General features: G+C 57.2%; 10 protein-coding genes. 3 read left to right on the forward strand and 7 right to left on the reverse strand.

Annotated features, from left to right (window positions below; translation table 11 throughout):
• The first annotated feature begins 26 nt into the window (after positions 1 to 26).
• Positions 27 to 950: a LysR substrate-binding domain-containing protein gene (locus O5O45_RS29555; RefSeq protein WP_305902846.1), complete on the forward strand. Its 924-nt coding sequence runs from the start codon at positions 27 to 29 to the stop codon at positions 948 to 950.
• A 69-nt stretch (positions 951 to 1,019) separates the two neighbouring features.
• Here the strand turns inward: O5O45_RS29555 and trpC are convergent, their stop codons facing one another.
• From trpC to O5O45_RS29590, 7 genes are all read right to left on the reverse strand, one after another.
• A complete protein-coding gene (gene trpC, locus O5O45_RS29560) occupies positions 1,020 to 1,817 on the reverse strand; it encodes an indole-3-glycerol phosphate synthase TrpC (RefSeq protein ID WP_305902847.1) in 798 nt (265 codons plus the stop codon).
• A 10-nt stretch (positions 1,818 to 1,827) separates the two neighbouring features.
• Positions 1,828 to 2,868: an anthranilate phosphoribosyltransferase gene (gene trpD, locus O5O45_RS29565; RefSeq protein WP_305902848.1), complete on the reverse strand. Its 1,041-nt coding sequence runs from the start codon at positions 2,866 to 2,868 to the stop codon at positions 1,828 to 1,830.
• Positions 2,869 to 2,957: 89 nt separating this feature from the next.
• Positions 2,958 to 3,548, reverse strand: coding sequence for an anthranilate synthase component II (locus tag O5O45_RS29570; protein WP_305902849.1), 591 nt, complete (start codon positions 3,546 to 3,548; stop codon positions 2,958 to 2,960).
• 52 nt (positions 3,549 to 3,600) lie between these two features.
• A complete protein-coding gene (gene trpE / locus O5O45_RS29575; RefSeq protein WP_305902850.1) occupies positions 3,601 to 5,076 on the reverse strand; it encodes an anthranilate synthase component I in 1,476 nt (491 codons plus the stop codon).
• A 256-nt stretch (positions 5,077 to 5,332) separates the two neighbouring features.
• A complete protein-coding gene (locus tag O5O45_RS29580; protein ID WP_305902851.1) occupies positions 5,333 to 6,376 on the reverse strand; it encodes an ACP S-malonyltransferase in 1,044 nt (347 codons plus the stop codon).
• A gap of 54 nt (positions 6,377 to 6,430) precedes the next feature.
• Positions 6,431 to 8,668 (reverse strand): thiamine pyrophosphate-dependent enzyme, encoded by a 2,238-nt coding sequence (locus O5O45_RS29585; RefSeq protein ID WP_305902852.1) that lies wholly within the window; start codon positions 8,666 to 8,668, stop codon positions 6,431 to 6,433.
• Positions 8,669 to 8,739: 71 nt separating this feature from the next.
• A complete protein-coding gene (locus tag O5O45_RS29590) occupies positions 8,740 to 9,927 on the reverse strand; it encodes an acyl-CoA dehydrogenase (protein WP_305902853.1) in 1,188 nt (395 codons plus the stop codon).
• Between the two features lie 141 nt (positions 9,928 to 10,068).
• Between O5O45_RS29590 and O5O45_RS29595 the strand changes: the two genes are divergently transcribed.
• On the forward strand, positions 10,069 to 10,938 hold the full coding sequence (locus O5O45_RS29595) for a LysR family transcriptional regulator (protein WP_305902854.1): 870 nt from the start codon (positions 10,069 to 10,071) through the stop codon (positions 10,936 to 10,938).
• Positions 10,939 to 11,107: 169 nt separating this feature from the next.
• On the forward strand, positions 11,108 to 11,677 hold the full coding sequence (locus O5O45_RS29600) for a zinc ribbon domain-containing protein (protein ID WP_305902855.1): 570 nt from the start codon (positions 11,108 to 11,110) through the stop codon (positions 11,675 to 11,677).
• Positions 11,678 to 11,708: the final 31 nt, after the last annotated feature.

The raw sequence follows: 11,708 nt of genomic DNA on the forward strand, positions 1-11,708 counted from the left end.
TCCTAATTCATGGATTAGTAAAACTTATGAGTAGGTTGGTTCATCAGTTAAAGTCTCTGTGGGTGCTGGATGTGGTGTTGCGCACTGGCTCATTTACGGCGGCGGCGGAAAGACTGAGCGTAACCCAGTCGGCGGTCAGTCAGCATGTTAAGGCGCTGGAAGAAGAGTTCGGCCCCTTGTTTGAGCGCGGCGCAAGGAGTCTGATGCCAACGCAGACGGCGTTACGACTGGGGCCGCACCTACGCAAGGGGTTCGATCATCTGGAGGAGGGGGTGGAGACGATTCGCCGTTGCTGCAACCAGGTTACCGTCAGCGTATTGCCGTCCTTCGCCAGCGCCTGGTTGATTCCTCGATTGCATAAATTCAACGCTGAGTTTCCCGACATTGATATCCGCATCGCCATGTCCAATGAGGTGGTGGACTTCCGCGATGTAGATGTGGACGCCGGCATACGTTTCAGCTCCCGCACCTTTCCCGAACTGATTGTGAAAGATCTGGCGGAAGAGGAAATCTTTCTCGCTGCGAGCCCGGAGCTGGCCAAGGGGATTGGTAGCGACCTGCGCGTGCTGAAAGATCATGTCTTGGTGGACTCCGATGCGCCGGACAGCTTCAACTGGAGCGCCTGGAAGAGAGCCGCGGGACATCCCGATCTGGAGCCGCGCCGCCGCATTATTATTTCTGACTCCAGTCAGGTGATTCGTCTTGCCTTGGCGGGGCAGGCCGTCGCTTTGGTGCGCAGAATACTGGTGCAGGAAGAGCTGAATGCCGGGAGGTTGGTCAGACTGTTCGATTTTAGTCTGAAGATAGATCAGCGCTATTTACTGGTCATGCCTACGCGTTCCCGTGGTAATGCGGCGTTAAGGCATTTTACGCAATGGTTGCAGCAGGAGATTGAAGCGGCGTCGGCGCCGCAACAAGACGGGTCTGGTATTCATCCGACAGGCAAATAGCTTCTTACTATTCATTTTCCTGCGTCGACAGGACCTGCGTATGGCTGGTCCTGTCTTTCACAGTTGCGGTCAGAGAAACAGCTCGCGCAATTTCGCCCCAGGGTCGTCCGCGCGCATGAAGGACTCGCCCACCAGGAATGTATTAACCCGGTGGTGCTGCATCAAGGCCACATCTTCTGGCGTATGGATGCCGCTTTCCGTCACGACAATGCGGTCTTCCGGGATGCGGTCCAACAGGTTGATGGTTGTATCAAGGGATACCTCAAAGGTGTGCAGATCGCGGTTGTTGATGCCAACCAACGGCGTATTCAACTCCAAAGCGTATTCCAGCTCCTGGGCGTTATGCACTTCCACCAGTACGTCCAGATCAATCTCCCTGGCCTTGGCGCAATAGCTCTTCATTTGCTGCGGCGTCAGCGCTGCAGCGATCAACAGAATACAGTCCGCATTGAGCAGGCGACTTTCATATACCTGATACTCATCCACGATGAAATCCTTGCGCAGCACTGGCAGAGACGTAGCGCTGCGAGCCTGAATCAGGTATTGGTCAGCGCCCTGAAAGAAATCAATATCAGTGAGAACGGAAAGGCAGGCGGCTCCGCCTTGTTCATAGCTTTTGGCGATGGCTTCGGGATCGAAATTTTCCCGAATCACCCCCTTGCTGGGAGAGGCCTTCTTGATCTCAGCGATGACCGCCGGGGCATTGTGCTGAAACCGCTTTTCGATGGCGCGGGCGAAGCCGCGCACCGGGCCCGCCCGGTGCAGGCCGTCTTTCAGAACGGACAAAGGCTGGCGCAACTTGAGCGCTTCCACTTCCTGTTTCTTACGGTCAATGATCTTTCTCAGAATCGTAGGCGTGTCGTTCATAGGTTGACCTTTATTCCTCTTCCTTAAAGCAGGCCGAAAAACTGGCCAGCTCTTTTAGTTTAGCAAAGGCCAGCCCGGAACCAATCGCGTCCTGGGCCATTTCCACGCCTTCTTGGAAGGAGCGGGCCAGGTCTGCGGCGTAAATCGCCGCCCCGGCGTTCAGGGCGACAATATCCCGGGCTTTTTGTGACGTTTGATCCGTCGCTTTGGTCAGCGCTGCTTCAATCAGTTTCAGGCTTTCCTCGGCGCTGGTCACGGTCAGGCCGTCCAGAGAGCGGCGCATGATTCCTGCGTCTTCTGGAGTAAGCGTGTATTCGGTGATTTTACCGTCTTTCAGTTCCGCCACGTGGGTTTCGCAGGCGAGACTGATTTCGTCCAGGCCGTCCGCGGCGGAGACAACCAGAACGTGCGTGCTGCCCAGCCGTTGCAGGACTTCCGCCAGCGGCAGGCACAGCAATGGGTTGAATACGCCGATGACCTGTTTGGTCACGCCGGCGGGGTTGGTCAGGGGGCCGAGCATGTTGAAGATGGTGCGGATGCCCATTTCCCGTCGAGGCCCGATCGCGTGCTTCATGGCGCTGTGGTGGGCCGGGGCGAACAGAAAACCAACGCCGATTTCCTTGATGGCGCGGGCGACCTGCTCGGTGTTCATATCCAGGTTGATCCCGGCGGCTTCCAGTACGTCGGCGCTGCCGGAGCGGCTGCTGACGCTGCGGTTGCCGTGCTTGGCGACTTTACCGCCGGCGGCGGCCACCACGAAGGCGGCGGCGGTGCTGACGTTGAACAGGTTGGAGCCATCGCCCCCGGTGCCGCAGGTGTCCACCAGGTGTGGATCATTGATGTCGACTTTGCTGGCCAGCTGGCGCATGACCTGGGCGGCGCCGGTGATTTCGCCGACGCTTTCACTTTTGAATCTCAGCGCCACCAAGAACCCGCCAATCTGTGCGGGAGTGGCCTGTCCGGTCATGATCTGCTGCATGACCTCAATCATTTCTTCGGTGGTGAGGTCTTTTCTATCGACAACTTTGGCGATAGCGGCTTTGATATCCATGGCGCAATTCCTCGTAGTTTTTAGACTATGTTGTTTTCTTATCCGGCGCGCAATTAAACCTAAGCTTACGCCGTTGGCTGATCTCTGGCTTAGCGGTTGACCGATTGCTGCAAGAAGTTGCGCAGTAAGTCGTGGCCCTGCTCCGTGAGAATGGACTCCGGGTGGAATTGCACGCCTTCTATCGCCAGTTCCTTGTGACGCACGCCCATGATTTCTTCCAGACCGCCGTCTTCATTCTGGGTCCAGGCGGTGACTTCCAGGCAATCCGGGAGGCTGTCCGAGCGGATCACCAGTGAGTGATAGCGGGTCGCTTCAAACGGATTGTTGAGGCCTTTGAATACGCCAACGTCATTGTGATACACCTTGGAGGTCTTGCCATGCATGACTTTGCCGGCGCGAATCACTTCACCGCCGAACGCCTGGCCGATGCTTTGATGGCCCAGACATACGCCCAGGATAGGAAGTTTGCCGGCGAAATGCTTGATCGCCGCGACGGAAATCCCCGCCTCATTGGGGGTGCAGGGGCCGGGGGAAATCACCAAATGCTGCGGTTGCAGCGCCTCAATTTCTTCTATCGTGATCTCATCGTTGCGGTAGACGCGCACGTCAGCGCCCAGCTCGCCCAGGTACTGTACGACGTTGTAAGTAAAAGAGTCGTAATTATCAATCATCACCAACATGTTCAAACCCTCAAAATTCTGTCTGTATATTCGCCGTCATGTGATAGAAGGCTCATAGCCCTTTTTGCGCCATGGCCACGGCCCGGAATACGGCGCGGCCTTTGTTGAGGGTTTCCTTCCATTCCAGGCGCGGCACGGAATCGGCGACCACGCCAGCTCCGGCCTGAATATAAAGCGTCTTGTCCTTGATAACCGCTGTGCGAATAGCGATGGCGGTGTCCATGTTGCCGTTCCAGGACAGATATCCGATAGCGCCGCCGTAAACGCCGCGTTTGACGGGCTCCAGTTCGTCGATGATCTCCATGGCGCGGATTTTCGGGGCGCCGCTCAGCGTACCGGCGGGCAGGGTGGCGCGCAGTACGTCAATGGCGCTCAGGCCCTGGCGTAGTTTGCCGGTGACGTTGGAGACGATATGCATCACATGGGAGTAGCGCTCGATCACCATCTTGTCGGTCAGTTCGACGCTGCCGATATCGCTGACGCGGCCGACATCGTTACGGCCCAGGTCGATCAGCATCAGGTGCTCAGCGAGCTCTTTTGGGTCCGCCAGCAGTTCTTCTTCCAGCGCTTTGTCTTCCGCCTCTGTCGCTCCCCGTTTGCGAGTGCCGGCGATGGGCCGCACGGTGGCGACGCCGTCTTCCAGGTGCGCCAGAATTTCCGGTGAGGAGCCGACCACATGAAAATCGCCGAGATCCAGATGGTACATATAAGGAGAAGGGTTGAGGCAGCGGAGGGAACGATACAGGTTGATGGGCTCAGCGGTGAAGGGGACGGACATACGTTGGGATATCACCGTTTGCATCACGTCTCCCGCCAGCACGTATTCCTTGATCTTTTCCACGGCGGCTTCGAAGTTGGGCTGCGTGAAACCGGAGGCGAAATCCTCCTCCGCGATCTGCAGGTCCTGCTGTACGTGCAGGTTATGCTCGGGAATAGGACGTCGCAACAGAGTTTCCAGCTCATCCAGGCGGGCCTGGGCGCGTTCGCTGGCTTCCGCCGCGCCGGGGTCGGCATGATGAATCAACATTAGTCGGCCGCTCAGGTTATCGAACACCACCAGCTCATCCGACACCATCAATAGAATATCCGGCGTGCCCAGTGGGTCCGGCGGCGTGCTTTTGGCCAGCTTCGGTTCAATGTAGCGGATGGTGTCGTAGCCGAAGTAGCCCACCAGTCCACCGTTGAAACGGGGCAGACCCTCTACGTCCGGCACTTTGAAACGTTGCTGGAAGGTTTCGATATAGGCCAGCGGGTCTGCGCATTCGGTGGATTCAACCAGCGCATTGTCTTCATAGACATTGATCTGATGGCCGTTGACCTTCAGCACGCTGCGACAGGGCAGACCAATAATCGAGTAACGCCCCCACTTGTCGCCGCCCTGGACGGATTCCAGTAGGTAGGTATAGGGCGCGTTGGCCAGTTTCAGATAGGTGGACAGCGGGGTGTCCAGGTCCGCCATTACTTCGCGGACGACCGGGACGCGGTTATATCCCGCCTGATGATAGGCGGCCAATTGTTCGGGTGTCATGATGAATCTCGCCTCCGAGCTCGAATAAGCTAAGCACTAAAATACAAAGATTTGAAATATAGGCATGCCGATGGAACGGCAAAAAAGAGATGTGCGGCGCCTAGCGCCATCGAGTCCAGACGGAGGAGGGAAGAAAGATGTTCAGGACGTTTTTTATATTCACTGAAACATGGGTCTCTGGTGCATGAACAATATCGTAACCGCCCAGTAGCTTACAAAAGCTCCGGCGGTGAATCAACAGGCAAAATCCCCGGCGTTATTTTTTACGCAGGGGAGTCGCTTGTTCTTCACGTCCCATGGCCAGCAGAACCGGGTCGGCGCTCTGTCTCGCGGAGAAGCTGTGTTTATCCTCGACGCCGCGCCAGTGAGTGCGCGCCATGGTTTGCGCCACTGAGCCGCCCAGGGTGTCGCCAGGACCAAGTACGACAACGCGGTCCGGGGCGAATTCTTTCAGCGTGACTTCCACTGCTTTGGTGAAATCATAGGTCTCAACGACCTGGTGGCCCAGCGTGTAATCCCACAATGCCTGCGTGTCCGTGCTCCAGGGCGTCCAGATGACGCCGCGCCCGTCCACTAACGGCGTCTGGGGCGCGCGAAACGGCGCAGAGGTGAGTTCCCGGCGGGCCTGCTGCATAACGGGATTTTGCAAGGGCGTATGGAACGCGGCGTGGTTATGCAGCTTCATCGGGAAACGCTCCTGCTCCGGTGGCAGTTGCGTCATCATCATTTTGCAGGCGCGATCGCTGCCGGCCAGCACCAGCATGCCGCCCAGCTCTATAGAGACAAAGGCCTCTTCTGTCCCAAGTTCGTCATTAATGTCGTTAAGAAGCGCCAGAACCTGTTCACGTCGACCGGGAAGCGGATTCCATTGCGGATCAAGCAGGGTGTAGACCAACTGGCCGCCGATAAGCGCGTTGTGCATCGCCACGCCCATGTGATTGATCAGATGCAGGGCGTCCATGGGCGCCAGCGCGCCGGCGCAGGCCAGTGCGATGTACCAGCCCATGCTGTTGCCGGTGACGGCGACAATATCGTAGCGGTCGCGATCGATACTGAGAAAGTCCGCGTAAGCGCAGGCGTAGATTAGGGCGGATGCGTTGTCCCCGGACGAGTGCTCTTTCAGCGAATATTTGTCGCGGCCATCCAGGTCGCTAAGCGTCGCCTGTCCCTGTTGCGCGCGATAGGCGTCGAACTCGCTGAGCAGGGCGAACCTGTCGCCATGATTGCGTTTCAAGTAGCCCAGCTCATTCTGGTTGTAGGTGCCGCGACCGGGGCAGACAATGGCGATTCTTTCTTTCATCTTGTGTTCCGCACGCTTTTAATTGTCTCTACGAGTTATTCCGCTTTCGTCTGATTATTCCGCTTTCGCCAGGAGGATATGGCCGAGCAGAGCCCTGGCCGCCTCGACGATGCCGTCTCTGTCGGGCAATGTACAGGTGGCGGCGCGACCCAGGGGAATGAAGGAGTCCTCCGCGCACAGACGGCTGACTTGTGTACGATCCCAGCCGGACTCCATGAGCAGGGTCATGATTTCCTCGTTGACAGATCCTGTGCGTCGGCACTCATCCACCACTAAAACCCGCTCACAGCCTTCAATGGCCTCTAACAACGCGTCTTCCGGCAGCGGCAGTAGCCAGCGCAGATCGATGATGCGCAGGCGTACGCCATCCTGCTCCAGCGCTTTCGCCGCCTGACGGCTCAGATAGTAGCCATTGCCATAGGTGATGATCGCCAGATCTTTGCCCTTGCCCCATTGGCCGATTTGCCCGAAGCCAATGTGCTGGTTTTCCTGTGGCGGTAAGTAGGGGTAAGTCCACTGACCGTCGCCTTCTTCGTGTAAATCGCGAGTCATGTACAGGGCGATGGGTTCGAGGAATATCACCACGCGTTGTTCTTCTCGGGCCAGACGGACGGATTCACGCAGCATGGACACTGCATCCCAGCCGTTGGAGGGACAGGCCACAATCAGGCCGGGGATATCGCGGAACACGTTAAAGGAGTTGTCGTTATGGAAGTGTCCGCCAAATCCTTTCTGATAGGCCAGACCGGCGATACGCACCACCATGGGATTGGTGAACTGCCCTTGGGAGAAGAAGCTCAGGGTGGCGGCTTCCCCGCGCAGTTGGTCTTCGGCGTTGTGTACGTATGCGAGAAACTGGATTTCCACGATGGGCAGCAAACGGTTGTGGGCGACGCCAATGCCCAGTCCGAGAATGCTTTGTTCGTCCAACAGCGTATCGATGACGCGGTGGGAGCCGAACTTCTCCTGCAGCTTTTGGGTGACGCCGTATACGCCGCCTTTGCGACCGACATCTTCACCAGCGAGGATGATGTCGGTGTGACTCAACATCAAATCGCTGAGGGCCCAGTTGATCAGGCGGGCGGTATGTTGCGGCGACTCCATCTGCACGCGCTCGCGGGCGAATATGCGCTCGCGCGCTTCCTGGTAAGCGTCGTCGTATTCCGTTTGCGCCGCCACGGCGCGACGCGGCGGCGTCAGGCTGGCCATCACGGATTTGCTGGTCAGTAATTTGGGGCGCCTGATCGCTTCCTCCGCCGCCTTTACCACGCGCTCTGTGGTGCTCTGATACATCTCGATAATGTCGTGAGCGCTCAATATCCCATGCTCAATGAGAAGGCGCGCAGAGTGCAGTAAGGGATCCTGCGCTTCGTGGGCTTCGATTTCTTTCATGCTCAGATAAGCCTGCTGGGCATCGGAACCTGCATGCCCCATCAGACGCACGCAGGACATGTGCAGAAATGCAGGTTCGCGGCGTTTTCTGACGAGGCTTTCAGCGTGGCGGGCGGCGGCGTAGACATCCGCAAAATTCAGTCCGTCGCAACGCAGGTAATGCAGACCGGGGCGGCGGCTCATGTTCGCTTCCACCCAGCCCTGGGGCGTGCGTACGGAAATGCCGATGCCGTTATCTTCGCAGACCCACAATAAAGGCAGCGGTACGCGCTGGTAGGCGGTCCAGCATGACGTATTAATGGCCCCTTGAGCTGTTGAATGATTCAGCGACGCGTCGCCAAAACTGCACAGAACTACCGCGTCGTCAGGCATTTCGCCATTGAGCTTGAGGCGACGGTTGAGGCCGATGCTGTACGCTGCGCCCACCGCCTTCGGCAGATGCGACGCGATGGTGCTGGTTTGCGGAGGAATGAACAGCGATTTTGAACCCAGTACTTTGTGGCGTCCGCCAGCGATAGGGTCTTCCGCGGACGCGGCGAAACTGAGCAGGAAGTCCCAGGCGATAGTCTGCCCTGGAACCTGCTTGCTGCGCTGAATCATAAAGGCGGCGTCCCGGTAATGCAGAAAGGCCATGTCGTTGTGCCGGAACGCCGCAGCAATGGCGGCATTGCCCTCATGGCCGGAACTGCCGATGGTGTAGAAACTTTCTCCCCGGGCCTGCAACTTGCGCGAGTGCAGATCCAGAATGCGCGAGAGCGCCTGGGATTCGAATATCGCCGCCGCCTGCGCCGGACTCAAGCCAGCCTGTTGCGGGGAGGTGTCGGACAGTGGGGCGGGTAGATCCCCTGCGTTGACGCGACGAAGAAAGTTTTGTTCCACCACTTCAGCCCGGTTTTGCATGAAGAGCTACCTCAGCCTGATTCAGTTCTTGGAAAAGCTGTTTATGTATTGATGGCGTGGGGCCGGCGCGTTTAAGCGCCGGTGAATGCCTGAATGCCGGTTTGCGCACGTCCTAAAATCAGGGCGTGGATATCGTGCGTGCCCTCGTAAGTGTTCACCGCTTCCAGGTTGCACACATGGCGTATGACGTGGAATTCGTCGGCGATGCCGTTGCCGCCGTGCATGTCGCGGGCGATGCGGGCGATATCCAGGGCTTTGCCGCAAGAGTTGCGTTTGATCAGTGAAATCAGCTCCGGCGCGCAACGCCCTTCATCCATCAGGCGACCGGCCTGTAAGCAACCCTGCAGACCAATGCTGATTTCCGTTTGCATGTTGGCGAGTTTCAGTTGAATAAGCTGATTCGCCGCCAACGGACGGCCAAACTGCTTGCGGTCAAGGCAATACTGACGCGCCTGGGTCCAACAGAATTCCGCCGCGCCCAAAGCGCCCCAGGCGATACCGTAGCGAGCTTTGTTGAGACAGCCGAAGGGGCCCTTCAACCCGGAGGCATTGGGCAGCATATTGGCTTCAGGAACAAAAACGTCGTCCATCACAATCTCGCCGGTAATAGAGGCGCGCAGAGAAAACTTGCCTTCAATTTTCGGCGCAGTCAGGCCTTTCATGCCTTTTTCCAGAATAAATCCGCGAATCTCTCCTTCCAGCTTCGCCCATACCACCATCACGTCGGCGATAGGGGAATTGGTGATCCACATTTTGGTTCCTTTGAGCAGGTAACCATCAGCGACGCGTTCTGCGCGGGTGCGCATGCTGCCGGGGTCGGAGCCGGAATCGGGCTCAGTGAGGCCGAAGCAGCCTACCCACTCGCCGGAGGCCAGCTTAGGCAGGTATTTTTTGCGTTGATCTTCATTTCCATAGGCATAGATCGGGTGCATCACCAGTGAGGATTGCACGCTCATGGCGGAACGATAGCCGCTGTCCACTCGCTCCACTTCGCGGGCCACCAGTCCGTAGCTGACATGGTTGGTGCCGGCGCAGCCGTATTCCTCGGGCAAAGTGCAGCCTAGCAGACCCAATTCGCCCAGCTCGCTCATGATCTCCCGATGGAAGATCTCCTTGCGGTTGGCTTCAAGAATGCGGGGCATCAGCTTTTCCTGCGCATAGTTGCGCGCCGTGTCCCGAATCATGCGCTCGTCGTCAGTCAGCTGGGTCTCCAGCAGAAACGGATCGCTCCAGTCGAATTGGGGTTTGCTTGCGCTCATTGGATCACCTTTTCCTGAATTGGGTTCGCGCCATACGCGCGCCAGTTTAGGTCTAGCATACGAGCGCTGTTGGTAAAGTAGAAATATTATTTATATGCATGTGATATAGTTAATTCCTATATCAAAGCCCGGGTATCAGTCATGGATTTACGAGAACTGCGTTACTTCATTGCGGTGTATGAGTTGGGTTCTATCTCTGCCGCTGCAAGGCGTTGTTATGTGGCGCAGCCTTCTATCTCCGCCGCTATTCAGCACCTGGAGGCGCATCTTGATACGATGCTGTTTTCCCGTCACAGCAAAGGCGTCTACCCCAGTGACTCGGCGCAGCGTCTTTACCCCCTGGCGAAAAAGCTCACCAGCGAGGCGCAGGCGATCTCCCAACTATTTCGCAACAAGCCGCAGCCCATGCCATTTTCGCTTGGTCTGATGCGTTCACTGGGGGCGGAGCGCATGAGTTTTTTGTTGAAAGAGCTGATTCAGTCGGTAGAGTCGCTGGAACTGAGCTTGGTGAATCCCGAGGAGCCCTGTGACGCTCGTATCATTACGCCAGCCTATCTGCGTGATGACGAACACTTTCAACCTATCTGGCTTGATCGCTATCTGTTGGCGCTGCCGGCGGGGCATTCGCTCAGTCTGCAGGAGCAAGTAACATTGGAGGAGCTGGATAATCTCCCCTTTATTCATCGCAGTCCATGTGATGCGCTGGAAAGCCTGCAACAGGAATTGCGCCATCGCAAAATCAGCTTTCTGACACGGGCGAATATCCGCACGATTGAGTATGCGTTGGGGCTGGTCAGCGCTGGCGTGGGCGCTGCGCTGGCGCCGGACTGGCCGGAAACCCGTGAGCGCAAGGACATCGTATTGCGCCCGTTGGTAGATGTGAATCTGGAGCTGGAGATCGGCCTGGCGTATCCGAAAAAGCGCGCTATGGAAGGGCCGCTGGCCTGCCTGCAAGGCCTGTGTCTGAGGCGCTGGGAAGAAACGGGCGCACAGGAACGCACCGGCGGATGACGGGTTCTGCGTAAAAACGCCGCTTGGTTTGGCTGTGCTATCGCCTAAAAATGCGCAGGGCGTACCGACGTGAAAAACTGAGCCTATGTTTGACGATAGGGCTTTGCTAAGTTTAGAGATGCTCTTTCTAAACATTCCCTCCTTTACTTTGACCAACGGATGAGAAGTTATGGCGTTTTCCAAACTAGAACAGAATATATTGAAAGCTAAAGGCCTAAGTGACGACAACATTCAGGCGTTAGTGGACGCTGGCATTGAAAGCAAGCAGGACTTTCACACCGTTGGCGATGCTGGCACCCTGGCCGCACTGTCCGGCCTTGATCCAAACGTCGCCGCTGAAGTGATGGCCTGGGCGGTTGGTCCTCAAGCCGCCACCTCTACTTCCGCTTCCTCATCTATTTTAAATCCGTCCGTCGTCGTTGAAAGCGCGGACATCGTGAAGTGCGCGCATTGTCAGCATCGTCAGCCTAAAGATTACAAAAGCGGCGACCTGTGCGTTTCCTGCGGACGTCAGGTCGAGCGTTTCGCCACCTGTCATTGGTGTGCGGCGTCCGGCCCCGGCAATTTCTGTCGTTCATGTGGGGCTGAGTTTGTGCCGGTGGCGGACTTCGAAATCGCGGTAATGCTAAAACGAGAGGGCGTCGCCAAAGATCAGATTGCGCAACGGGTGCGAGACCTGTCCGCAGATGAAAAAGACACTTTATGGGGACGGATTCGCAGTCTTCGCGGCCATTCTTAACCGCAGCGATCAAGTTTCTCTACGCAGCGCC

Source organism: Hahella sp. HNIBRBA332 (assembly GCF_030719035.1).
GTDB lineage: Bacteria > Pseudomonadota > Gammaproteobacteria > Pseudomonadales > Oleiphilaceae > Hahella.